Raw genomic sequence first — 22,589 nt, 5'->3', positions numbered from 1 at the left:
CGAGTAGTTCAGGTATTTCCCGTTGTTTCCGTCGCGAATTCCGGAATATCCCTGCCGGGCCCGGACAGGAAAAGCGCTGCACTATGCTCGGAATCGTCAGGGCGCGTTTTCTTGTACGGGGGAGCAGAAGACCGGAATGTCCTCAAGCGATCGGTGGCAGTACCCCGCGGCGCTGCTGGACACGACGATGGATCAACTCCGCACACTGCTCGCGGTCCATGAGACCGGTACGGCGCTGGGCGCCGCCCGGCTGCTGGGCCGCGAGCAGTCCAGCGTTCAGAAACAGCTCGACACGATGAACCGGAACTTCGGCACCCTGTGCGGAGAACCGCTCGTCCTCAAACGCGGCCGCAGCCGGAATGTGCTCTTCACCGCCACCGGGGAGAGCCTCGCCGAACTCGCCCGTGGCACGCTGCGCGGATGGCAGGAGGAACTGCGCGACTGCCGCCACAGGCTCGGCGGACGGCTGGCCGTCGGCTCCACCCGCTACACCCTCGGCTTTCTGCTGAACGCCGTGGAACTGGTCACCGCGGACTTCGAGCGCCGCGGCGTCGAGCTGAAGGTCGAGCACGTGCGCACCAGGGATCTGCTCGACCGGCTCGGCTCCAAGGAACTCGACCTGGTCTGCGGCAGCGTGCTGGCCGACGGAAGCCGGAACCACGGGCTGGACGGGTTCGAGGTGATGGAGTGGCGGCGCAGCGGCCTGTCCCTGGTCACCAACCTCGGCGCCGGGGAACTGCCCGGCCCCTCCGTCGCGGTGAGCGCCCTGCCCGGGCTGCCGCTCGCGGTCTCCGCCGACGGCCTCATCCCCGGCTTCCTGCGCGGCTGGTTCGGCGGCCGTTACCGCCAGGAGCTGCACATCGCGGCCGAGATCGACACCGTGCAGTACGGCCTGGAACTGCTCTCCTCGGGCGTGCTGCACGGCGGGGTGCTCGTCACCCAGGGGATCGGCGACGCGGTGGCCGACGGACGGCTGCGGACCGGCGCCGGGCTGCGCACGCTGGAGCTGGCCGATGACCTCGCGCCGGAGCTGGACGTGCTCGTCGGCGTCTTCGTCCGGGCCGGGGAGCGCGCCGCGCAGGACGACGGCCATCCGCTCAACGTGCTGTGGAACGCCCTCGCGGGGGAGAACGCCCGCTGGCGCCGCGTCATCGGCGACCAGCGCCCCCGGAGCCCGCGCGACCGGTAGGTCCCGGGGCCCGCGCGACTGCTGGGACCCGACGTCGCGCAGTCAGCGCAACGTCATCCGCCCGTCAGTCTCCCGCCCCCTTCCCTTCAACATACCGACTGGTTAGTCTGCCGTTGCGGCCGGGCCGATCCGGGCCGACGGCCGCGCCGCATCCGAGGAGCGTCTCAATCGTGGATACCGTGCGTGGAGCGCGAGTTGTCGTCACCGGGGCGGGAGGCGGCATCGGTGCCGCACTGGCCCGCCGCTTCGCCGCCGAGGGCGCCCGGGTCGTGGTCAACGACCTCGACGCGGCCGGGGCGGAGGCCGTCGCCGCCGAGATCGGCGGCACCGCCGTCGCCGGGGACGCCTCCGCGGTGGTCCCGGCGGCCCGGGACGCGCTCGGCGGCGCCATCGACATCTTCTGCGCCAACGCGGGCGTCGGCCATGGCGGCGGCCCCGAGGCCGACGAGGCGCTGTGGGCCGAGGCCTGGGACGTCAACGTGATGGCCCACGTCCGGGCCGCCCGCGCGCTGCTGCCCGACTGGCTGGAGCAGGGCGGCGGCCGGTTCGTCTCCACCGTCTCCGCCGCCGGGCTGCTCACCATGGTCGGCGCGGCGCCGTACAGCGTCTCCAAGCACGCGGCGCTCGCCTTCGCCGAATGGCTCTCGGCCACGTACCGTCACCGCGGTATCCAGGTGCACGCCGTCTGTCCGCAGGGCGTCCGTACCAACATGCTGGAGAGCACCGGAAGCGCCGGGGATCTGGTGCTCGTGCCCACCGCGATCGAACCGGAGGAGGTTGCCGACGCCGTGCTGAAGGGCATCGCCGAGAACCGGTTCCTGATCCTGCCGCACCCCGAAGTGGCCGAGTATTACGCCACCCGGGCCACCGACACCGAACGGTGGCTGCGGGGCATGAACCGTGTGCAGCGCACCCTCGAAGAGACCGAAGAGAGGCCGCCCCGATGACGTCGTACCAGGACAAGCCGTGGCTCGGCACGCTCAGCGCGAAGCAGCGCGAGCCGATCACCCCGCGGCCGAGCGTGCTGCACGCCTTCCGGGAGTCCGTGCGCGACGCCCCGGACCACCCCGCGATCGCGTACTTCGACGGGCGGCTCACCTACCGGGAGCTGGACGAGCTGTCGGACGGGCTGTCGGGCCACCTCACCGGGCGCGGCTTCGCCCCCGGCGACCGGCTCGCGATCATGCTGCAGAACACCCCGCACTTCGTGATCGCGCTGCTCGGCGCGTGGAAGGCGGGCGGGGCCGTGGTCCCCGTCAACCCCATGTACAAGGGCGGCGAACTCACCCACATCCTGACCGACGCCGAGGTCACCGCGCTGGTGTGCGCCCGTACCGCCTGGGAGGGGTACATACGGCAGACGGCCGAGGGCACCCCGGTGCGCATCGCGCTCACCGCCGACGCGTACGACTTCCAGACCCGCGACGACGAGCGGGTGCTGCGTGACGAGCGCGTCCCGGTCCCCGCGGACACCGAGGACCTCGTCGCGGCCGCCCGCGCCGGGGCCCGGCCGCCCGCCGTCCATGAGCCCGCGCCCGGCGACACCGCGCTGATCAGCTATACGTCCGGCACCAGCGGCACCCCCAAGGGCGCCATCAACACCCATGGCAACGTCTCGTACAACGCCGACCGGCAGCACCTCCTCCACGAGCTGCCCCCGGGCTCGGCGATCTTCGCGCTGGCGCCGCTGTTCCATATCACCGGCATGGTCTGCGAGCTGGGCGCGAGCCTCGCCGGGGCGGGGACGCTCGCGCTGGCGTACCGCTTCGAGACCGGGGTCGTCCTGGACGCGTTCGCCGAGCACCGGCCCGCGTACACCGTCGGCCCCTCGACCGCCTTCATGGCGCTGATGGCCCATCCGCAGGCGACCCGCGACCACTTCTCGTCCTTCCTGATCGTCTCCTCCGGCGGCGCCCCGCTGCCGCCCGCGCTGGTCGAGCGGTTCGAGTCGGCCCTCGGCCCGTATCTGCACAACGGCTACGGACTCACCGAGTGCACCGCCCCCTGCGCCAGCGTCCCGCCCGGTGTGCGGGCCCCCGTCGACCCGAAGTCCGGCACCCTGGCGGTCGGCGTGCCCGGTGCGGACACCGTCGTACGGATCGCCGGTGACGACGGCAAGGACGTGCCGTTCGGCGAGCCCGGCGAGATCGTGGTGAGCGGCCCCATGGTCGTCCCCGGCTACTGGCGCCGCCCCGACGCCACCGAGGCCGGAATGCCCGGGGGCGAACTGCGCACCGGGGACATCGGCTTCATGGACGAGGACGGCTGGCTGTATGTCGTCGACCGCAAGAAGGACATGATCAACGCCTCCGGGTTCAAGGTGTGGCCGCGTGAGGTCGAGGACGTGCTCTACACTCACCCCGCCGTCCGCGAGGCGGCCGTCGTCGGCAAGCCCCACCCCTACCGGGGCGAAACGGTCAAGGCGTACGTGAGTCTGCGGCCCGGGGCCGAGGTCACGCCGGACGAGCTGGCCGCGTACTGCGCGGACCGGCTCGCCGCGTACAAGTACCCGCGGGAGGTCGACATCCTGCCGGAGCTCCCGAAGACGACGAGTGGGAAGATCCTCCGACGAGAACTGCGAGGATGAGAACGGAAGAGAAGCGGGTGGCGACCATGCCCAGAACGACGAACGGCGACGGACAGCCGGTGCCGCGGCGGCTGCTGGCCGCTGCCACCCGCCTCTTCGCGGAGCGCGGGTTCGACCGGACGTCCGTCCAGGAGATCGTCGAGGCGGCGGGGGTCACCAAGGGAGCCCTGTACCACTACTTCGGCTCCAAGGACGACCTGCTCCACGAGATCTACGGCCGGGTGCTCCGCCTCCAGCAGGAGCGGCTCGACGGCTTCGCGGACGCGGACGCCCCGGTCGAGGAGCGGCTGCGGGGCGCGGCGGCCGACGTCGTCGTGACCACCATCGAGAACCTCGACGACACCACGATCTTCTTCCGGTCGATGCACCATCTGAGCCCGGAGAAGTACAAGCAGGTGCGGGCCGAGCGGCGCCGCTACCACGAGCGGTTCCGCGCGCTCGTCGAGGAGGGCCAGCGGACCGGGGTGTTCACCGCCGACACCCCGGCGGACCTGGTGGTCGACTACCACTTCGGCTCCGTGCACCACCTGGGCACCTGGTACCGCCCCGGCGGCCCCCTCGCCCCCCAGCAGGTGGCCGACCATCTGGCCGACCTGTTGCTGCGCGCACTGCGGCCTTAAGCCGGCGGACGAAGCCGAGGGGGCGCCCACCACCGTGGGCGCCCCCTCGGCGTGCTCCCGTCCCTACAGGTACCGCTTCAGCTCGCGCCGTGCCAGCGACCGCTGATGCACCTCGTCCGGACCGTCGGCCAGCCGCAGCGTACGGGCCGCGGCCCACAGCTCGGCCAGCGGGAAGTCCTGGCTGACCCCGCCCGCGCCGTGCAGCTGCACCGCCCGGTCCAGGATGTCCACCACCGTCCGGGGCGTGGCGATCTTGATGGCCTGGATCTCGGTGTGCGCCTCCCGGTTGCCCACCGTGTCCATCATCCAGGCCGTCTTGAGGACCAGCAGCCGCAGCTGTTCGACCGCCACCCGGGCGTCCGCGATCCACTCGTGGACCTGGCCCTGCTGGGCGAGCGCCTTGCCGAACGCCTGCCGGGCCACCGCCCGTCGGCACATCAGCTCGATCGCCCGCTCGGCCATGCCGATCAGCCGCATGCAGTGGTGGATACGGCCGGGGCCCAGCCGGGCCTGGGCGATGGCGAAGCCGCCGCCCTCCTCGCCGATGAGGTTCGCGGCCGGGACCCGGGCGCCGTGGAAGACGACCTCGGCGTGGCCGCCGTGGTAGTGGTCCTCGTAGCCGTACACCTTCATGGCCCGCCGCACCTCGACCCCGGGCGTATCGCGCGGCACCAGCACCATCGACTGCTGGCGGCGCACATCCGCGCCCTCCGGGTCGGTCTTGCCCATCACGATGAAGATCTTGCAGTCGGGGTTCATCGCCCCGGAGATGTACCACTTGCGCCCGGTGACGACGTACTCGTCGCCGTCCCGCTCGATGCGGGTCTCGATGTTGGTCGCGTCGGACGAGGCCACCTCGGGCTCGGTCATCGCGAAGGCCGACCGGATCTCGCCCGCGAGCAGCGGCTCCAGCCACTGCTTGCGCTGCTGCTCGTTGCCGAACTGCGTGAGCACCTCCATGTTGCCGGTGTCCGGCGCGGCGCAGTTGAGGGCGGTGGGGGCGAGCTGGGGGCTGCGGCCGGTGATCTCGGCGAGCGGGGCGTACTGGAGGTTGGTCAGCCCGGCCCCGTACTCGGCGTCGGGCAGGAACAGGTTCCACAGCCCCTGCCGACGGGCCTCGGCCTTCAGCTCCGCCACGGCGGCCGGGGTCTCCCAGGGCGAACCGAGCTGTGCGCGCTGCTCCTCCACCACCGACTCGGCCGGGTGGACGTGCTCGTCCATGAACGTCAGCAGTTTGGCGCGGAGTTCTTCGGTGCGGGCGTCGAATGCGAAGTCCATCAGGTGTCTCAGCTCTCCTGGAGGGTGGTGAGGCCGTTGTGGATGAAGCGCGGGACGATGTCGCCGATGCGGTCGAAGCCCGCGCCGACGGTCTGTCCGAGGGTGAAGCGGTAGTGGATGCCCTCAAGGATCACCGCGAGCTTGAAGTAGGCGAAGGCGGTGTACCAGGCGATGTTGCCGACGTCCCGGCCCGAGCCCTCGGCGTACCGCCGGATCAGCTCGTCGGTGCCGGGGTGACCGGGGGCGCCCTGGGTGGAGGAGATCGGCGCGTCGTCGTCGAGCGTCGGATGCTCGCTGTACATCACGATCAGGCCGAGGTCGGTCAGCGGATCGCCGAGCGTGGACATCTCCCAGTCGAGGATCGCCTTGATCCGGTCGTCGGCGCCCACGAGGACGTTGTCCAGGCGGTAGTCACCGTGCACCACGGTGGGCGCGGGGGAGGCGGGCAGCGCCTTGGCGAGCCGGGCGTGCAGCTCGTCGATGCCGGGCAGCTCACGGTTGCGCGAGGCCTCCAGCTGCTTGCCCCAGCGCCGCAGCTGCCGCTCCAGGAAGCCCTCCGGCCGTCCGAAGTCGCCGAGCCCGACCTCGGCGGGGTCGACGGAGTGCAGCGCGACGAGCGTGTCCACCAGCGACAGCACCACGCCCCGGGTGCGCTCCGGCCCGATGACGGCCAGCTGCTCGGCCGTACGGTACGGAGTGCCGTCCACGAACTCCATGACGTAGAACGGTGCCCCGGCCACCTCCTCGTCCTCGCACAGCAGCACCGGCTCCGGCACCGGCACGCTGGTCGGGTGCAGCGCGCTGATCACCCGGTGCTCGCGCCGCATGTCATGGGCGGTGGCCAGCACATGCCCCAGCGGCGGTCGGCGGACCACCCAGCGGGAGGTGCCGTCGGTGACGGAGTAGGTGAGATTCGACCGCCCGCCCTCGATCAGCTCCGCACCCAGCGCCCCGCCCACCAGCCCGGGCCGCTCCCGGTCGAGATGGGCGCGGAGCCGCGTCAGGTCGAGTCCTGGCGGATTGCCTACGTTCATCGAATCTCTTCTTCCCTGGGAAGCGGGCGGCGGACGGTACGCTCCATGTCCACCTCATGATGCCGACCAGTCGGTATGCCGTCCAGTGTCCGACCGCCCCCGGACCTGGATTTGCGGTGGCGGTTACCGAGCAGGAGCGTCGTAGGGGGAACGGGGGAGAGCGCTGGGGAACGACATCAGGAACCGCAAGGAGCTGCCACCATGAAGGCCATCAGCTACCACCGCTACGGCGGTCCCGAGGTCCTCGAATTCGGCGAGGTGCGGGACCCCAAGGTCGGGCCCGACTCGGTGCTGGTCCGGGTCAGGGCCGCCGCCGTGAACCCCGTCGACTGGAAGGCGCAGGCCGGATATCTCGACCCCGTCCTGGACGCCGTCTTCCCGGTCATCCCGGGCTGGGACGTCGCCGGGGTGGTGGAGCGGGCCGGACCGGCGGTGACCGGGTTCCAGGAGGGGGACGAGGTGATCGGGTACGTGCGCGAGGACTTCCTGTCCCGCGGCACCTGCGCCGAGTACGTGGCCGCGCCCCTGCGCACGCTCGCCCGCAAGCCGCGCAACCTCACCTTCGAGCAGGCCGCGGGCATCCCGCTGGCGGGGCTGACGGCCTACCAGACGCTGGTCGGCGCGCTGCGGGTCGGCGAGGGCGACACGGTGCTGGTGCACGCGGCCGCCGGGGGCGTCGGCTCGATGGCGGTGCAGCTGGCCCGGCACCTGGGCGCCCGCGTCATCGGGACCGCCGGTGAGCACAACCACGACTATCTGCGGACGCTGGGCGCCGAGCCGACCGTGTACGGGGAGGGGCTGACCGAGCGGGTGCGGGCGCTCGCCCCCGACGGGGTGCGGGCCGCGTTCGACCTGGTCGGCGGCGACGCCCTCACCGCCTCCGCGGAGGTGCTCGCGCCCGACGGGCGGCTGGCCTCCATCGCGGACCCCGCGGTCCTCGGCCTCGGCGGCCACTACGTCTTCGTCCGCCCCGACCCCGACGACCTCCAGGACCTGACCGACCTCGCCGAACGCGGCGCGCTGGGCGTCGAGGTGTCGGCGACGTACCCGCTGGAGCGGACCGCGGAGGCGCAGCAGCGCAGCGCGGAGGGCCACACCCGGGGCAAGATCGTCATCACGGTCGGCGAGTGAGCCGAGCCCCCAAAGAAGGCGGCTAGCGCAGCATCGCGGCGCCGCACGCCGCCGCGCCCATCACGCAGCCCACCGCGGCCACCGCTGTCCGTGGGGTCAGCAGGGGCGGGCGCGGGGTGTGGAGGTGGCGGATGCGGCGGTGGGCCACGGCCAGGAAGGCGAGCCCGGACAGGACGACCAGCGACAGGGCGAGCACCGGGAGCGGGCCGAGGCCCGCGTGCAGGGTCTGCCGCCCGGCGAGCGAGGCGGCCACGGCGCACGCCAGCGTCGTACGCCGCCACGCCAGCCGGGTCCGCTCCGGCTGGAGCCCGGGGTCCCGCACCGGCTCGGTCACCCGCCCCACCCCACGGCGACGACGATCACCATCAGCAGCGCGACCACCCCGACGGCCAGGCCCAGCAGCACCGGGAAGCGCGACACCGGCAGATCCTCGCCGCGCCGCATGGCCCGCTCGCAGCGTATCCAGTGGCTGATGGCGCGCAGCGCGCACACCGCGCCGCCCGCGAGCAGGGTGAGCGCGAGGGCCAGCCGGAGCGGGCGGCCGGTGTCCGGCAGGAACTGGTCGACCGCGAAACCGCCGCCCACCAGGGCCATCGCCGTGCGCAGCCAGGCCAGGAAGGTGCGTTCGTTGGCGAGCGAGAAGCGGTAGTCGGGGGTGTCGCCCTCCTCGCGGAGCCGCTCGGGCGCGAACCACAGCCGGACGCTCGCCATGGCGCCCGCGAGTCTGCCTCCGGTCACGGGGTGGGCCTCTCCCGGCGCCAGTCCAGCAGCCGCCGGTACGCCTCCGCGCCGTCCGGTACCCACTCCCACTCGGCCAGCCGCCGCCGCAGCTCCTCCTCGGTGAGGAAGGCGTGCCAGGCGATCTCGTCCTCCTGCGGTGCGACCGGCAGGTCGCAGCGGACCTCGTAGACCCGGCTCCACCAGGTGTGCTCAGGGGTTTCGTAGAGGAAGGAGAACAGCGGTGCGGGCGCGGGCAGCCCCTGGACGCCCAACTCCTCCTCCGCCTCCCGCAGCGCCGCCTCGTCGTAGCTCTCGCCCGCCCCGACGACCCCGCCGACGAACATGTCGTAGAGCGAGGGGAAGACCAGCTTCCGGTCGGTGCGGCGATGGACGAAGACGCGGCCCTCCGCGTCGCGTACGAGGATGAACGCACAGCGGTGGCGCAGCCGGTGGGCGGTCGCGTCACCGCGGCGGGCCTGGCTGATCACCCGGTCCTGCTCGTCCACGATGTCCAGCAGTTCGTCGGCGGAAAGCGGTTCCTGATCAGGCATACGGCCATACAAGCAGATGGTGCCGCGGTCAGCGCGAGGGGCCGCCGCCGTGGTGCCCGCCCTGCCCGCCGCCGCCGTACGGGCCGGATGATCCGGAGCCCTGGCCGTACGGGCCGGAGCCGCCGCCCGGGGAGCCGTTGCCGCCGCCGTTGCCCTGTCCGTTCCCCCAGCGCCCCTGGCCCTGGCCCTGGCCCTGGCCGGGCGCCCCGCCCTGGCCGTTAGCGGGCTGTTGCGCCTGCTGTTCGGCCTGCTGCTGCCGGGCCTGCTCGGCCCACCGCTTCCAGGCCTCGGCCCGCTCCTGCCACTGCGCGGCCCGGGACGGCCAGGACCGGGACGGCTCGGAGTGCTGACCGGACGACGGGGTGCCGGACCCGGCGGCGGGGGCGGCCGGGGCCTGTGTGGTGGGCTTCGCGGCAGGCGCCGGGGCCGCGGGCTCGGAGGTGCGCGAACCGCGCATCGGCTTGTCGCCGACGGCCGACTCGGCGAACGCGGCGGCCTTCGGCTCGGGCTCGTCGGGGACGGCCGACGAGGAGTCGTGTCCCGGGGCGGCCTCCGCCTGGCGTGCGTCCTTGCCCATGAGCATGAAGAGCGCGGTGGCCGCGCCGGTGGCGGACAGCAGGATCGCCCCGGCGGCCGCCTTGCGCCGCGGGTCGACGCCCCGGCGGCGGGTACGGGCGTGCCGGGGGCCGATGACCTCGCCCTGGAGGATGTGCGGGATGACCGCGTCACCGGCCTCGATGGGCTGAGGGCCGGGGGTGACAAGTGTCGGATTCACGATGCGCTTGTCCGCCTGGTACGGCGGCCCGGGTTGCTCAACGGAGCGGTCAGCCATGGTCGTTGATGATGCCGGTTTGGCCGAAGCGTGTCCAATAGTGCGGAGGAAATGTTCCCTTTTGCTGCACAAGTGAGCTATAGCCTGGAGATGACCGTGACCGGAAAGCGCTCTCACCCCGCTCCCGGACCGGTTGACGCCGTACTGACCGGTAGGCAGGATCGCACCCGACGACACCGTCGACCGGCTGACGAGGACGGGATACCACCAACGATGGCGTACGACGCGGATGTGATCGTGGTCGGGGCGGGCCTGGCGGGCCTCGCGGCCACCGCCGAACTGGCCGACGCGGGCCGCAAGGTCATCCTGCTCGACCAGGAGCCCGAGCAGTCGCTCGGCGGCCAGGCCCACTGGTCCTTCGGCGGCCTCTTCCTCGTCGACTCGCCCGAACAGCGGCGGCTGCGCGTCCGCGACAGCCGCGACCTCGCCTGGCAGGACTGGCTGGGCACGGCCGGTTTTGACCGCGAGGAGGACCACTGGCCGCGCCGCTGGGCCGAGGCATACGTGGACTTCGCGGCGGGCGAGAAGCGGTCCTGGCTGCACGCCCAGGGGCTGCGGCTGTTCCCCCTGGTCGGCTGGGCCGAGCGCGGCGGCTACGACGCGACCGGGCACGGCAACTCCGTACCCCGCTTCCACATCACCTGGGGCACCGGCCCCGGCGTCGTCGCCCCCTTCGAGCGCCGGGTGCGCGCCGCGGCCGCCCGCGGCCTGGTCGACCTGCGCTTCCGGCACCGGGTCACCGGGCTCTCGCGGAGCGCGGGCGCCGTCGACACCGTCACCGGCGAGGTGCTGGAGCCGAGCCGCGCCGAGCGGGGCACGGCCAGCAGCCGCGAGGTGACCGGTTCCTTCGAACTGCGCGCCCAGGCCGTGATCATCACCTCCGGCGGCATCGGCGGCAACCACGACCTCGTACGCGCCAACTGGCCCGAGCGGCTGGGCTCCCCGCCCGAGCGGATGATCTCCGGCGTCCCCGCGCATGTGGACGGCAAGATGCTCGGCGTCACGGAGGCCGCCGGTGGCCGCCTCATCAACCGCGACCGGATGTGGCACTACACCGAGGGCATCGAGAACTGGAACCCGATCTGGCCCCGGCACGGCATCCGCATCCTGCCCGGCCCCTCCTCGCTCTGGTTCGACGCCCGGGGGAAGCGGCTCCCGGTCCCGCTCTTCCCCGGCTTCGACACCCTCGGCACCCTCGAACACATCATGCGGACCGGATACGACTACACCTGGTTCGTCCTCACCCGGAAGATCATCGAGAAGGAGTTCGCGCTCTCCGGCTCCGAGCAGAACCCGGACCTCACGGGCAAGAGCGTCCGCGATGTGCTCGGGCGCGGGCGGGCCGGGGCGCCGGGGCCGGTCCAGGCGTTCATGGACCACGGCGCGGACTTCATCGTGGAACGCACGCTGCCCGCCCTCGTGCGGCGGATGAACGAACTGACCAAGGACCCGCTCATCGACGAGGCCGAGCTGCGCCGCGAGATCGTGGCCCGGGACCGCGAGATCGCCAACCCCTACACCAAGGACCTCCAGGTCACCGCCCTGCGCGGGACGCGTAAGTACGTCGCCGACCGGCTCATCCGCACCGCCGCCCCGCACCGCATCCTCGACCCCAAGGCGGGTCCGCTGATCGCCGTGCGGCTCAACATCCTCACCCGCAAGACCCTGGGCGGGCTGGAGACGGACCTCTCGTCACGGGTGCTGACCGAGGGCGGGGAGCCGCTGCCGGGCGTCTACGCGGCGGGCGAGGCGGCGGGCTTCGGCGGCGGCGGCGTGCACGGCTACCGCTCGCTGGAGGGCACGTTTCTGGGCGGCTGCCTCTTCTCGGGACGGACGGCGGGGCGCGCGGCGGCCCGGGCGGTGTCGTAACGGAGGCAGTGCCGTAACGGAGGCGGTGTACGGGGCGGTGTCGTAGCGTTCCGGGCGTTCGGATCTGACGGAAGTCTGACGAAAAGCCACAGACGATGGCGCGCCACCCCGCCCGGTGGTCTCATCAGGGCATGGACGCAATTCCCGGCGACGGCGACGACGAGCGCGGCACCCCCGTCGGCCGCCGCATCCTCCTCGGCATGCTCGGCCTCGGCGCCGCCGGAATGGCCGTCGCCCCCTGGGCGCAGCGCGGGCTGGAGAACACGCTCGGCGCGCTGTCCGACAAGGACCCCACCGGATTCACCGGGCTGCTGCCCAACGGCGGCGGGTTCCGGTACTACTCGGTGACCTCCTCCGTTCCGCACAAGGACGCCACGAGCTACCGCCTCACCGTGCGCGGCCTCGTCGACAAGCCCGCCGACTACCGGCTCGCCGAGCTGCGCGCGCTCCCGCAGGCCCGGCTCGTCCGGGACGTCCAGTGCGTCACCGGGTGGCGGGTGCCGAAGACACCGTTCGAGGGGGTGCGGCTGTCGACGCTGCTGGACGCCGCCGGGGTGAGCCCGCGCGCCAGGGCCGTCCGGTTCACCTGCTTCGACGGCGCGTACTCCGAGAGCCTCACCCTCGCCCAGGCGCGCCGCCCGGACGTCATGGTGGCGCTGCGGATGCAGGACAAGCCGCTGGGGCATGCGCATGGCGGCCCGGTCCGGCTCTATGTCGCGCCGATGTACTTCTACAAGTCGGCGAAGTGGCTCTCCGGCATCACCGTCACCGACGAGGTGCGCCCCGGCTACTGGGAGGACCGCGGATACGACGTGGACGCCTGGGTCGGCAAGTCGAACGGACGCGACGATGCCCCCACTGTCTGAGTCCCCACTGTCCGAGCCCCAGCGGCCCGGGCCCCCGCTGCCCGCCGAGGCCGGCGCCGCCCCGGCCGCCACCGCGCGCCGGGTGCGCCGCTTCACCCCCGCCGAGCGCTGGATTCACCGTACGACCGCCGCCCTGCTGGGCGCGTGCGTGGTGAGCGCGGCCTGTCTGTACGTACCCGCCCTGGCCGAACTCGTGGGCCGCCGCGTGCTCGTGGTCACCGTCCACGAGTGGACCGGCATCCTCACGCCCGTCCCGGCCCTCCTCGGTCTCGTCTCCCGCGCCTTCCGGGCCGATCTGGGCCGCCTCAACCGCTTCGGCCCGCATGACCGCCGCTGGCTGCGGGCCGCGCTGCGCCGCGACCACAGCCGTACCGAGCGTCCGGCGGGCAAGTTCAACGCGGGCCAGAAGGTGTACGCCGCCTGGACCGCGGGCGCGGTGCTGGTGATGGCGGCCACCGGTTCGCTGATGTGGTTCACCGGGCTGGCCCCGCTGATGTGGCGCACCAGCGCCACGTTCGTCCACGACTGGCTGGCGCTGGCCGTCGGCATCGTGGTGATCGGGCACATCGGGAAGGCGATCGCCGACCCGGAGGCGCGGCGCGGGATGCGCACTGGGCGGGTCGACCCTCGGTGGGCGGCCCGCGAGCATCCGCTGTGGCGTCCGGAGGAGGACGACAAGCACCACGACTGAACGCGGCGTCCACTGAACCGACGGCACCCGGTGCCATGATGCGTCGCATGTGCGAGAAAAATCCAAAAAAGTCTGTTATGCGGAGATGGGTGGCCGTCGCCGCATGTGCCATGACGATGCTTCCGCTGAGCGGATGCCAGCTGTCCGGCTCCCCGCCGCCGCGGGGCGGGCTCTGGGTGAACCCGGACGGTCCGGCCGCCCGCCATGTCCGTGAGCGGGAGGAGGAAGGGAAGAACGGCAACGAGCACGAGAACAAGGGCAGGGACGCCGCCCTGATCAACCGGATCGCACGGCAGCCGGTCGCCGAATGGCTCGGCCCGCAGCCCCCTCGCGAACGGGTGCGCTTCATCACCGAATCCGCGGCCCGGACCGGCACCACCCCGGTGCTGGTCGCCTACAACATCCCGCACCGGGACTGCGGCGGACACTCGGCGGGCGGCGCGGCGAACGGCGCGGCCTACCGGAGGTGGATCGAGCAGGTCGCGCTCGGCATCGGTGACCGGAAGGCGATGGTCGTGCTGGAGCCCGACGCGGTGGCGCAGGTCGTCGACCGCTGCGTGCCCCGCCGCGTGGTCGGCCCCCGGCTGGCGATGCTGCGCGACGCGGTCGCCGCGTTCGCCGCGCTGCCCCGCGTACGGGTGTATCTCGACGCCGGGCACGCGGGCTGGATCAAGAACCCCGCCCGGATGATGGTGCCGCTGCTCAAGAGCGGCATCGAGCAGGCGGACGGTTTCGCCCTGAACGTCGCCAACTTCCAGCGCACCGGCCGCACCAAGCGGTACGGCCACCGGCTGTCCAGGGCGGTCGGCGGGGCGCACTTCGTCATCGACACCAGCCGCAACGGCAACGGCCCGCTGCGGCGCCGGAGCGCGGCCCGGCACCGGGTCCGGGCGTGGGAGGCCTGGTGCAACCCGCCGGGGCGGGCGCTGGGCGAGCCGCCGAGCACCCACACCGGCGATCCGCTGGTGGACGCGTATCTGTGGATCAAGCGCCCCGGCGAATCCGACGGGACGTGCAACGGCGGGCCCCTGGCGGGCCGCTGGTGGCCCGAGTACGCGCTCGGCCTGGCCCGGAACGCCGACGGCCCGGGCCGCCGTCACGGACACGGCCCGGGCCACCACTGAGGCACTGCGGTTCGCTCTTACAGGGCGCACACCGCGTCCGGGTCCTTCGCCGGAGCGCAGGGACCGGGGCTGTCCGCCCGCGCGGTCGGTACGGCCGGCGCCGCCACCGGGCGGCGCCGGTCCCGCACCACCTCGCCGTACCAGACGGCCACCGGCGCCAGACACAGCGCGAGCGCGAGGACGGCCCACGCCCGCATCGCCGCATGCGTATGCCCCAGGAAGAACGAGGCCGTGAGCGCGGTGCCGAAGAGCCCGCCCCACAGCAGATGGATGCGGAACGTGGAGAGCCGGTCCGGACTGGACGAGTCGCCCTTGGGCGTGACCACGAACCGGCTCTTGCGCCGCAGCGCCGCGTCGAACAGCGACTTGACGTAGATCGGCGCGGACAGGGCGGAGAGCGCCATTCCGGCGAGTCCGCCCGATCCCTCGGGCTCATGCGGGGAGACATTGTGGCGGCGGTTCCAGATGTACAGCCCGATCTGCAGCATGGCGGCGTCGCTGTAGAGCATCATCCACAGCTCGGCCGGGATGTGCAGCCCGGCCGCGCCCAGCATCAGGAACAGCGTGCAGGACAGCGCGGAGAGCACCCAGTTGATCGCGGTCATCGGGTAGTACGTGATCAGCAGCGTGTAGTTGAGCAGCTTCCCCGGGGACAGCGTGAACGGGGCCTTCCAGAACTGCTTGAGCACCGTCTCGTAGGTGCCCCGGCTCCACCGCATCTGCTGGGTGAAGAAGTCCGTCCAGGAGCTGGGGCCCTCGCCGACCGCGAGCACGTCCGGGGTGTAGACCGAGCGCCACTTCTTCCCGGTGGCCGGGTTGCGGTGGCGGTGCAGCTCGAAGCCGGTGGCCATGTCCTCGGTGATCGAGTCGTACAGCCCGCCGATGGAGCGCAGCGCGCTGATCCGCACCGCGTTGTTGGTGCCCACGAACATCGGGCATCCGTACGCGTTCCCGGCCCGCTGGATGAGCGCGTGGAACAGGAACTGCTGGCTTTCGGCGGCCTTGGTGACGGGGCAGTCGTAGTTCCCGTACACCTGCGGCCCCACCACGAAGGAGACATCCGGATCGCGGAAGTAACCCAGCATGCGCTCCAGGAAGTTGGGCAGCGGCACATGGTCGGTGTCCACGCACGCCATGAACGCGTAATCGTCGCCGTGCGCGTCCAGCCAGGCGTTGTAATTCCCGTGCTTGGTCCTCGCCCGGAAAGCGCCCTTCGGCTGGTTCCACTTCTCGATTCCCTTGCGCGAGAAGTGCCGTACGCCGAGCCGCGCGCACAGATCCTTGACCTCCGCGTCGTCCCCCTCGTCCAGCAGCCAGACGTCCATCGTCCCCTGGTGCCGGATGCGCACCGCGCCCTCCAGGGTGGCCCGGACCATCGCGATCGGCTCCTTGCCGGGCACGAAACTGGTCAGGAACGCCACCCGGGTGCCGTGCTCGGCGGTCACCGGCACCGGGTCCCGGGCCATCAGCGTCGCGTGCGCGTTGGAGACGACCGTGACCAGCCGGAACGTCTCGATCAGCGCGATCGAGACCAGCATCGCCACATCCGCCGCGGTCTGCCACGCCGTCATATGGGTGCGCGTCGCCCAGTGGTCCGGCCGCAGCAGCCAGAACAGCAGCAGCGCCGAGCACACCGGCGCCCCGCACAGCAGCAGCGCCGCCCGGACCCGGTGCGGCTCCTGCGCCAGCAGGCTGCGGCTGCGCACCCGGTACGGGCGGCCGGCGGGCGGCTCCGTCAGCGGGCCCGCCAGCTCGCTGTACCGCTTGTACTCGTACACCGAGGCCGGGCGGGGGTGCACCGCCTCCGGGGCGGGGCGCGCATGCGGGGGTGCGGCGGCGTGCCCGGCGGTGCGCGCGGCGGCGGGGGCGGCGCGCCGGCGCGCATCTCGTGCTTTTCTCGAATCTCTGACGGGGGTCTGTGCAGACATGGGCACTCCCGCGGGCTGTCTGGAACGGCTCATTCGAAAACCGGCTGACTGGAACCGGACATCGCGCCGCGATGACCCGGACGGACCACATTCGTCATGTCATCGCGCGAGATGAGAAGGTAACAATCGGATGTGCCGGTATTGCGCACATCGGATTTTCGGCGCGCCCCTGGTGGCAGGCCACGAAGAAGCCACCCTGACGGCCCATCAGTGCGCGTCTTACGTGATTTACATCCCGCCCTCTGGCAAGGTCGGAGCTCGCGTGAAAAGCGGAAACCACGCGAAACCACGGCGGAACAACGGAGGATGGGGCGGGGTCGCCCGATGAGAGTCCTGCACATCATCTCCCGCCTCGGCGCGGGCGGCGCCGAGCAGCAACTGCGGCTGCTGCTGCGCCATGTGCCGGTGCGCTGCGACGTGGTCGTCCTCGCCGCACCGGGCAGAACCGCCCACGGCATCCGCGCCGACGGCACCCCGGTCACGCATCTGCCCCTGGACGGCCGCGCGGGCGAGCTGCGGGGGCTGCCCGCCCTGGTGCGCACCATCCGCTCCGGCGGCTACGACCTGGTCCACACCCACCTCTACCGGGCCTGTGTCTACGGCCGGATCGCCGCCCGGCTGGCGGGCGTACGGGCCGTGATCGCCACCGAACACGCCCTGGGCGGGCGCAGCGTCGACGGCCGCCCCCTGAGCCCCGCCGTCCGCGCCCGCTATCTGGCCGCCGAACGGCTGGGCTCGGCGACCGTCGCCGTCTCGGCCGCCGTCGCCGACCGGCTGCGCGACTGGGGCGTGCCCAACCACCGCATCCACCTGGTGCCCAACGGCATCGACGCGCGCCACTTCGCCTTCACCCCCGCCGCCCGCACCGCCGCCCGCGCCCGCCTGGCCATCCCCGACCACGCCTTCGTCGTCGGCGCGGTCGGCCGCCTGGTGGCCGCGAAGCGGTTCGACACCGCGGTACGAGCCGTCGCCAACGTCCCCGGGGCCCGGCTGCTGCTGGTCGGCGAGGGTCCCGAGCGCCCTGCCCTGGAGGACCTGGCCGCCCGGCTCGGGGCGGCCGACCGCATCCGGCTGCTGGGGGAGCGGGACGGGGCCGTGGCCTCGGCCGACGACCGGCCTGCCGGGCTGCCGGGGCTGCTGGCCGCCATGGACGTCCTGGTGTCGCCGTCCGCCGAGGAGGCGTTCGGGCTCGCGGCGCTGGAGGCCCTCGCGTCCGGCCTGCCCGTACTGCACACCGTCTGTCCGGCCCTCGACGAACTCCCCTCCGACGCCGCCCCCGCCGCCCGCCGCATCGCCCCCGGCGCGGCTCCCCTCGCCGACGCGCTCCGCCGCCAACTGGCCGAGGGCCCCCGGCGCTACCCGGTCCCGGACGCGGTCGAGCGGTACGACATCGCCCGCGGCGTCCGCCGCCTCATGGACCTCTACGACCGCACCACCACCTGCGGCCCGGACGGCTGCCTGCGGGGCCCCGCGGCGGGAATGCGCTCGGTACGCGGCGGAGAGCGCGGCGCGCCCACGGGATGAGCCGGCGTCTCCGTACGGCCGGACGGCCCGGCGGGAGGGGCCAGGTCAGGGCAGCAGCTTGTCGAGGGTGATCGGCAGGTCGCGTACCCGTACACCGGTCGCGTGGTGCACGGCGTTGGCGATGGCCGCGGCCGTGCCCACGATGCACACCTCGCCGAGGCCCTTGGCACCCATCACGTTGGTGTGCGGGTCCGTCTCGTCCACCCAGTGCGCCTCGACCGCGTGCACATCGGTGTTGGCGGCGATGTGGTACTGGGCGAAGTCCTGGTTGACCACATGCCCGAAGCGCGGGTCCAGCACGCTGTGTTCGTACAGCGCCATCGACATGCCCTGCGTCATGCCGCCCAGCAGCTGCGAGCGGGCGGTTCTGGGGTTGATGACCCGGCCCACGTCGAACATCCCCAGCAGCCTCGGCACCCGGATCTCCCCGGTGTCCGCGTCCACCCGGACCTCGGCGAACTGCGCGCCGAAGCTGTCCATCGCGAACCGCTCGGCGTCGGGGTTCCCGGGCATGTCGGCGGTGACCTCCAGACCGTCCGGCGGTACTTCTCCGCCGTGCCCGGTCTCCAGGAGCGTCCGCATCTGGCGGGCGGCCTCCGCGATCGACGAACCCCAGCTGTTGATGCCGGAGGAGAAACCGGCGGGGGAGGCGTTCGGCAGGGTGGTGTCCCCGATGCGCAGCTCCACCCGCTCCACCGGCACCCCGAGGGCGTCGGCGGCGATCTGGGTGAGCGCCGTCCAGGTGCCGGTGCCCAGGTCGGCGGCGGCGATGAGCACCGTGCAGTGCCCGTCCGGCGCGAGACGGACCGTCGCCGCGTTCCCCGGGAGGCGCGGCGAGGGGTACGTGGAGGCGGCCACTCCGGTCCCGATCAGCCAGCGCCCCCTGCGGCGCGCCCGGGGCGTCGGATCGCGCCGCTCCCATCCGGCCCGGCGGGCGCCCTCGCGCAGACAGGCCACCAGATGGCGGCTGGAGAACGGCAGCCCCGACTCGGGATGGACGTCCGGCTCGTTGCGGATGCGGAACTCCACCGGGTCCATGCCGCACGCGATCGCCATCTCGTCCATCGCCGACTCCAGCGCGAACATGCCCTGCGCCTCGCCCGGCGCCCGCATGATCGTCGGCACCGGGATGTCCAGCGGCGCCAGCCGGTGGGTGGTGCGCCGGTGGGGGGCGGTGTACATCAGCCGGGTGCAGACGGCGGTCTGGTCGGCGTACCCCTTGGCCCGGGCGGTCTGCTCGACCACGTCATGGGTGACGGCGGTCAGCCGACCGTCGGCGTCGGCGCCGAGCCGGAGGCGCTGGATCGACGCCGGGCGGAAGCCCACCAGCGCGAACATCTGCTGACGGGTGAGCGCGAACTTCACCGGTCGGCGCACGGTCCGCGACGCCATCGCGGCGAGCACCGCGTACGTGTGCGGATACACCTTCGACCCGAAACCGCCGCCGACGTGCGGGGACACCACCCGCACCCGGCCCGGTTCCAGCCCCAGGGTGGCGGCGATCAGATCGCGGCTCATCGTGGCGCCCTGCGTGGAGCAGTACACCAGCAGCTGGCCGTCGCTCCAGCTGACCACGGCGGTGTGCGGCTCCATCGGATTGTTGTGGTTCATCGGCGTGGTGTACCTGGCGTCCAGCGTGGTGTGCGCGGCGGCCAGCGCCGCGTCGGGATCGCCGAGGACGCTGTCGGCGGGGGAGCCGTCCTGGAGTTCGCCACCGCCCTGGCCGAACTGGGCCGCGTCCACCGGCTTGTAGAGGTCGTCGCGGTCCTCGCGCAGCGCCACGTCGGGCGGGCGCTGCGCGTAGCTGAACCGCACCAGGCCCGCCGCGTACCGGGCCGTCTCCAAGGTCTCCGCGACCACCGCGCCGGTGAACTGCCCGCGCCAGGCCACCTCGTCCGACTGCAGCACCGCCAGCTCCGGATCATCGGGGATGGTCAGCCGCGGCGCGGTGAGATGGGTGAGTACGGCCAGCACCCCCGGCTCGGCCTCGGCGGCGGCCGTGTCCACCCCGGTGATCCGCCCGGTGGCGACGGTGGCCTGCAGCGGATGGAGATAGGCGGGGTGCTCGACCGGCCACTCGAAGGCGTAGGTGGCGGTGCCGGTGACCTTCAGCGCGCCGTCGATCCGGCGCAGCGGCGCGCCGACCGCCCGCGGCCGCTCCCTGACCTCGCGGACCTCGCTCATCGCGCCACCTCCAGCAGATCGAGCAGCGTGGCGACGACGGTGTTGCGGGCGAGCGCCACCTTGAAGGCGTTACCCGGCAGCGGGTCCGCCTGGGTCAGTTCGGCCGCGGCGGCGTCCCGGAAGCTGTCCCACGTCGCGGGCGTGCCGCGCAGCGTCTCCTCGGCCTTCCACGCCCGCCACGGCTTGTGCGCCACGCCGCCCAGCGCGATGCGTACGTCGCGTACGGTCCCGCCGTCCGCGATGTCCAGCGCGGCGGCGACCGACACCAGCGCGAACGCGTACGAGGCGCGGTCGCGCACCTTGCGGTAGCGGGAGGTGGCGGTGAAGTCGGGCGGCGGCAGCTCCACGGCCGTGATCAGCTCCCCGCGCCGCAGCACCGTGTCCTGCTCGGGTGAGCCGCCGGGCAGCCGGTGCAGCTCGGTCAGCGGGATGCGCCGCTCACCGTCCGGACTCCCGGCGCCCTGGACACAGACCATCGCGTCGAGCGCCGCCAGCGCGACCGCCATGTCGGAGGGGTGGGTGGCCACACAGGACGGTGAGGTGCCGAGGATCGCCATCTCGCGCTGATAGCCCTCCAGCGCCGAACACCCCGACCCCGGCTCGCGCTTGTTGCACGGGGTGGTCAGGTTCTGGAAGTACGGGCAGCGGGTGCGCTGCAACAGGTTCCCGCCGGTGGTGGCGAGGTTGCGCAACTGGCCCGACGCGCCCGACAACACGGCCTGCGAGAGCACCGGATAGCGCCGCCGGACCCGCCGGTCGGCGGCCAGGTCGCTGTTGGGGACGGCCGCGCCGATGCGCAGGGCCCCGTCCGGCAGCTCCTCGATCCGGTCCGAGGTGAGCCGCCGGACGTCGATCAGCACCTCCGGAGTCGCCACCTCCAGCCGCATCAGGTCCACCAGGTTCGTGCCACCGGCCAGATACGCCGCCTCCGGCTGCTCGGCCAGCGCGGTCACGGCCGCCGACACGGTGTCGGCATGCTCGTAGCGGAAGGGTTTCATCGGCGCTCCACCTCGTCCCGGTGCGCCGCCACCTCGTCCCGGTGTGCGACATCGGCGATGGCCGGGATGATGTTGGCGTACGCGGCGCAGCGGCAAAGGTTGCCGCTCATGCGCTCGGCGATCTCCTCGTCGTCCAGCACCACATCGGCGGCGTTCGGGTCCTTGGCCACGGCGCTCGGCCAGCCCGCCGCCGCCTCGCGCAGCATGCCCACCGCCGAGCAGATCTGGCCGGGGGTGCAGTAGCCGCACTGGAAGGCGTCATGGGCGATGAACGAGCGCTGCAGCGGATGCAGCCCGTCGGCCTCCCCGTCGCCACCGCCGCCGTTGCCGCCGCCGTCCCCGTTCACGAGACCGGCGGCCGTGACGATGTCGGCGCCCTGGTGGGCCACCGCCAGCGCCAGACAGGCCAGCGCGCGGCGGCCGTCGAGGAGGATCGTGCAGGCCCCGCACTGGCCATGGTCACAGCCCTTCTTGGGGCTGGTGTTCCCCAGCCGCTCACGGAGGGCGTCCAGCAGCGTCGTACGGGTGTCGACGGTGAGCCGGTGCTCCGTACCGTCCACCCGGAGCGTGATCTCCACGTCCATGCTTCACATCATCGGACACATGTGCACTGATCGCCTGTTCTCGCCTGTTCTCGGCGGGGTGCACAGAGATCGCCGACGGCGCGGCGGGCTCAGCCGTCCGCACCGCCGCGCCGTCGGCGCCACCGGTTCCGCGCGCTGTTCAGGACCGCTTCGCGCCGCCGTCGACGGAGGACAGCACACCGTCCAGATGCGGCAGGTAGTGGTCCATCCGCTCCCGCTTGGTCAGCAGGTAGGGCAGGTTCTCCTCGCACGGCTGGATCAGCAGCGGAACCTGCTCGCTGATCTTGATGCCGTAACGCAGCAGCGCCTCCCGCTTGCGCGGGTTGTTGGAGAGCAGCCGTATGGAGCGCACCCCGAGGTCGTGCAGCATCTCCGCCGCCACCTGGTAGTCGCGGGCGTCGTCCGGGAGGCCGAGGGCGAGGTTGGCCTCGACCGTGTCGAGCCCTTCCGCCTGCAGCTGCATCGCCTGGAGCTTGGCCAGCAGGCCGATACCCCGGCCCTCGTGGCCGCGGAGGTAGACGAGGATGCCCCGCCCCTCGCTCACGATGGCGCGCAGCGCCGCGGACAGTTGGTCGCCGCATTCGCAGTGCCGGGAGCCGAAGGCGTCTCCGGTCAGGCACTCGGAATGCACGCGCGTCAGTGCGTCCTCGCCCTTGACATCGCCGTATACCAGCGCGATCTGTTCGTCTCCGCGATTATGGTCCTGGTAGCCGAAAGCGAGAAACTCGCCGTGCACGGTGGACAGCCGGAGATTCACCACTCGTTCGACATCCGATCGACGTGCACTGTCGACCAACACGCTATCACTTGCTGTCATGTTGCAACCCTATCTGGTAAACGCCGGGTGGCGTAGGGGAAAATGGCAAAGTCGGCCGGATG

At 72.5% G+C, this 22,589-nt stretch carries 21 protein-coding genes; 10 read left to right on the top strand and 11 right to left on the bottom strand.

All coding sequences use genetic code 11. The features are described from left to right. Positions 1–136: 136 nt before the first annotated feature. The 4 genes from ABZ370_RS28640 (at position 137) to ABZ370_RS28625 (ending at position 4,396) form a co-directional block, all read left to right on the top strand. Positions 137–1,189, top strand: a complete 1,053-nt coding sequence (locus ABZ370_RS28640) for a LysR family transcriptional regulator (RefSeq protein ID WP_358626259.1) — start codon at positions 137–139, stop codon at positions 1,187–1,189. Positions 1,190–1,359: 170 nt separating this feature from the next. Beyond that, positions 1,360–2,136: an SDR family oxidoreductase gene (locus ABZ370_RS28635; RefSeq protein ID WP_358626257.1), complete on the top strand. Its 777-nt coding sequence runs from the start codon at positions 1,360–1,362 to the stop codon at positions 2,134–2,136. After that, positions 2,133–3,776: an AMP-binding protein gene (locus ABZ370_RS28630; RefSeq protein WP_358626255.1), complete on the top strand. Its 1,644-nt coding sequence runs from the start codon at positions 2,133–2,135 to the stop codon at positions 3,774–3,776. Before ABZ370_RS28635 ends, ABZ370_RS28630 begins: the two co-directional genes overlap by 4 nt. Positions 3,777–3,802: 26 nt before the next feature. Beyond that, positions 3,803–4,396 (top strand): TetR/AcrR family transcriptional regulator, encoded by a 594-nt coding sequence (locus tag ABZ370_RS28625; protein WP_358626254.1) that lies wholly within the window; start codon positions 3,803–3,805, stop codon positions 4,394–4,396. Between the two features lie 63 nt (positions 4,397–4,459). Here the strand turns inward: ABZ370_RS28625 and ABZ370_RS28620 are convergent, their stop codons facing one another. Continuing rightward, entirely contained in the window at positions 4,460–5,674 is a 1,215-nt protein-coding gene (locus ABZ370_RS28620; RefSeq protein ID WP_358626252.1) for an acyl-CoA dehydrogenase family protein, read from the bottom strand. Between the two features lie 8 nt (positions 5,675–5,682). Further along, positions 5,683–6,708 (bottom strand): phosphotransferase family protein, encoded by a 1,026-nt coding sequence (locus ABZ370_RS28615; protein ID WP_358626250.1) that lies wholly within the window; start codon positions 6,706–6,708, stop codon positions 5,683–5,685. Positions 6,709–6,909: 201 nt separating this feature from the next. On the opposite strand from ABZ370_RS28615, the gene ABZ370_RS28610 reads away from it, so the two are divergent. Further along, positions 6,910–7,839, top strand: a complete 930-nt coding sequence (locus ABZ370_RS28610; protein ID WP_358626248.1) for an NADP-dependent oxidoreductase — start codon at positions 6,910–6,912, stop codon at positions 7,837–7,839. 22 nt (positions 7,840–7,861) lie between these two features. On the opposite strand, the gene ABZ370_RS28605 is transcribed toward ABZ370_RS28610, so the two are convergent. Genes ABZ370_RS28605 through ABZ370_RS28590 form a run of 4 tightly spaced genes read right to left on the bottom strand, consistent with a single transcriptional unit; the run spans position 7,862 to position 9,942 of the window. Continuing rightward, the gene (locus tag ABZ370_RS28605; RefSeq protein WP_358626246.1) at positions 7,862–8,182 is read right to left on the bottom strand and encodes a DUF202 domain-containing protein; all 321 of its coding nucleotides are present in this window, start codon (positions 8,180–8,182) and stop codon (positions 7,862–7,864) included. Beyond that, on the bottom strand, positions 8,170–8,550 hold the full coding sequence (locus ABZ370_RS28600; protein WP_358626431.1) for a DUF202 domain-containing protein: 381 nt from the start codon (positions 8,548–8,550) through the stop codon (positions 8,170–8,172). Before ABZ370_RS28600 ends, ABZ370_RS28605 begins: the two co-directional genes overlap by 13 nt. 23 nt (positions 8,551–8,573) lie before the next feature. Continuing rightward, positions 8,574–9,110, bottom strand: coding sequence for an NUDIX domain-containing protein (locus tag ABZ370_RS28595; protein WP_358626244.1), 537 nt, complete (start codon positions 9,108–9,110; stop codon positions 8,574–8,576). Between the two features lie 28 nt (positions 9,111–9,138). Continuing rightward, complete coding sequence (locus ABZ370_RS28590) at positions 9,139–9,942, bottom strand: hypothetical protein (RefSeq protein ID WP_358626242.1); 804 nt, start codon at positions 9,940–9,942, stop codon at positions 9,139–9,141. Between the two features lie 213 nt (positions 9,943–10,155). Between ABZ370_RS28590 and ABZ370_RS28585 the strand changes: the two genes are divergently transcribed. The 4 genes from ABZ370_RS28585 to ABZ370_RS28570 all read left to right on the top strand — a co-directional run bounded on the left by ABZ370_RS28585 (position 10,156) and on the right by ABZ370_RS28570 (position 14,492). Beyond that, a complete protein-coding gene (locus ABZ370_RS28585) occupies positions 10,156–11,811 on the top strand; it encodes an FAD-binding dehydrogenase (protein ID WP_358626241.1) in 1,656 nt (551 codons plus the stop codon). 131 nt (positions 11,812–11,942) lie between these two features. Continuing rightward, positions 11,943–12,677, top strand: a complete 735-nt coding sequence (locus tag ABZ370_RS28580) for a molybdopterin-dependent oxidoreductase (RefSeq protein WP_358626239.1) — start codon at positions 11,943–11,945, stop codon at positions 12,675–12,677. A gap of 82 nt (positions 12,678–12,759) precedes the next feature. Continuing rightward, on the top strand, positions 12,760–13,368 hold the full coding sequence (locus ABZ370_RS28575) for a cytochrome b/b6 domain-containing protein (protein ID WP_358626429.1): 609 nt from the start codon (positions 12,760–12,762) through the stop codon (positions 13,366–13,368). 110 nt (positions 13,369–13,478) lie between these two features. Beyond that, positions 13,479–14,492 carry a glycoside hydrolase family 6 protein gene (locus tag ABZ370_RS28570; protein WP_358626238.1) on the top strand — a complete coding sequence of 338 codons (1,014 nt, stop codon included), beginning with the start codon at positions 13,479–13,481 and terminating at the stop codon, positions 14,490–14,492. 17 nt (positions 14,493–14,509) lie between these two features. Here ABZ370_RS28570 and ABZ370_RS28565 read toward each other — a convergent pair whose 3' ends face one another. Further along, complete coding sequence (locus tag ABZ370_RS28565; protein WP_358626237.1) at positions 14,510–16,420, bottom strand: glycosyltransferase family 2 protein; 1,911 nt, start codon at positions 16,418–16,420, stop codon at positions 14,510–14,512. A 324-nt stretch (positions 16,421–16,744) separates the two neighbouring features. Between ABZ370_RS28565 and ABZ370_RS28560 the strand changes: the two genes are divergently transcribed. Next, complete coding sequence (locus ABZ370_RS28560) at positions 16,745–17,944, top strand: glycosyltransferase (RefSeq protein WP_358626235.1); 1,200 nt, start codon at positions 16,745–16,747, stop codon at positions 17,942–17,944. A 45-nt stretch (positions 17,945–17,989) separates the two neighbouring features. On the opposite strand, the gene ABZ370_RS28555 is transcribed toward ABZ370_RS28560, so the two are convergent. The 4 genes from ABZ370_RS28555 to ribA form a co-directional block, all read right to left on the bottom strand. Beyond that, a complete protein-coding gene (locus tag ABZ370_RS28555) occupies positions 17,990–20,128 on the bottom strand; it encodes a xanthine dehydrogenase family protein molybdopterin-binding subunit (RefSeq protein ID WP_358626234.1) in 2,139 nt (712 codons plus the stop codon). Beyond that, on the bottom strand, positions 20,125–21,126 hold the full coding sequence (locus ABZ370_RS28550) for a xanthine dehydrogenase family protein subunit M (RefSeq protein WP_358626232.1): 1,002 nt from the start codon (positions 21,124–21,126) through the stop codon (positions 20,125–20,127). Before ABZ370_RS28550 ends, ABZ370_RS28555 begins: the two co-directional genes overlap by 4 nt. Beyond that, positions 21,123–21,710: a 2Fe-2S iron-sulfur cluster-binding protein gene (locus tag ABZ370_RS28545; protein ID WP_358626230.1), complete on the bottom strand. Its 588-nt coding sequence runs from the start codon at positions 21,708–21,710 to the stop codon at positions 21,123–21,125. Before ABZ370_RS28545 ends, ABZ370_RS28550 begins: the two co-directional genes overlap by 4 nt. 139 nt (positions 21,711–21,849) lie before the next feature. Next, a complete protein-coding gene (gene ribA / locus ABZ370_RS28540) occupies positions 21,850–22,527 on the bottom strand; it encodes a GTP cyclohydrolase II (protein ID WP_358626228.1) in 678 nt (225 codons plus the stop codon). Positions 22,528–22,589: the final 62 nt, after the last annotated feature.

The sequence above is a fragment of the Streptomyces sp. NPDC005962 genome (assembly GCF_040629205.1).
Lineage (GTDB): Bacteria > Actinomycetota > Actinomycetes > Streptomycetales > Streptomycetaceae > Streptomyces.
This window is presented reverse-complemented; position numbering and strand designations above follow the sequence as displayed.

Excerpts from the sequence above, each read along its gene's own strand:
- ABZ370_RS28640 (WP_358626259.1), top strand. The coding sequence starts at position 137 with ATGTCCTCAAGCGATCGGTGGCAGTACCCCGCGGCGCTGCTGGACACG.
- ABZ370_RS28560 (WP_358626235.1), top strand. The coding sequence starts at position 16,745 with ATGAGAGTCCTGCACATCATCTCCCGCCTCGGCGCGGGCGGCGCCGAG.
- ABZ370_RS28545 (WP_358626230.1), bottom strand. The coding sequence starts at position 21,710 with ATGGACGTGGAGATCACGCTCCGGGTGGACGGTACGGAGCACCGGCTC.
- ABZ370_RS28630 (WP_358626255.1), top strand. The coding sequence starts at position 2,133 with ATGACGTCGTACCAGGACAAGCCGTGGCTCGGCACGCTCAGCGCGAAG.
- ABZ370_RS28580 (WP_358626239.1), top strand. The coding sequence starts at position 11,943 with ATGGACGCAATTCCCGGCGACGGCGACGACGAGCGCGGCACCCCCGTC.
- ABZ370_RS28625 (WP_358626254.1), top strand. The coding sequence starts at position 3,803 with ATGCCCAGAACGACGAACGGCGACGGACAGCCGGTGCCGCGGCGGCTG.
- ABZ370_RS28555 (WP_358626234.1), bottom strand. The coding sequence starts at position 20,128 with ATGAGCGAGGTCCGCGAGGTCAGGGAGCGGCCGCGGGCGGTCGGCGCG.
- ABZ370_RS28595 (WP_358626244.1), bottom strand. The coding sequence starts at position 9,110 with ATGCCTGATCAGGAACCGCTTTCCGCCGACGAACTGCTGGACATCGTG.
- ABZ370_RS28565 (WP_358626237.1), bottom strand. The coding sequence starts at position 16,420 with ATGTCTGCACAGACCCCCGTCAGAGATTCGAGAAAAGCACGAGATGCG.
- ABZ370_RS28590 (WP_358626242.1), bottom strand. The coding sequence starts at position 9,942 with ATGGCTGACCGCTCCGTTGAGCAACCCGGGCCGCCGTACCAGGCGGAC.
- ABZ370_RS28570 (WP_358626238.1), top strand. The coding sequence starts at position 13,479 with ATGACGATGCTTCCGCTGAGCGGATGCCAGCTGTCCGGCTCCCCGCCG.
- ABZ370_RS28620 (WP_358626252.1), bottom strand. The coding sequence starts at position 5,674 with ATGGACTTCGCATTCGACGCCCGCACCGAAGAACTCCGCGCCAAACTG.
- ribA (WP_358626228.1), bottom strand. The coding sequence starts at position 22,527 with ATGACAGCAAGTGATAGCGTGTTGGTCGACAGTGCACGTCGATCGGAT.
- ABZ370_RS28610 (WP_358626248.1), top strand. The coding sequence starts at position 6,910 with ATGAAGGCCATCAGCTACCACCGCTACGGCGGTCCCGAGGTCCTCGAA.
- ABZ370_RS28550 (WP_358626232.1), bottom strand. The coding sequence starts at position 21,126 with ATGAAACCCTTCCGCTACGAGCATGCCGACACCGTGTCGGCGGCCGTG.
- ABZ370_RS28585 (WP_358626241.1), top strand. The coding sequence starts at position 10,156 with ATGGCGTACGACGCGGATGTGATCGTGGTCGGGGCGGGCCTGGCGGGC.
- ABZ370_RS28600 (WP_358626431.1), bottom strand. The coding sequence starts at position 8,550 with ATGGCGAGCGTCCGGCTGTGGTTCGCGCCCGAGCGGCTCCGCGAGGAG.
- ABZ370_RS28615 (WP_358626250.1), bottom strand. The coding sequence starts at position 6,708 with ATGAACGTAGGCAATCCGCCAGGACTCGACCTGACGCGGCTCCGCGCC.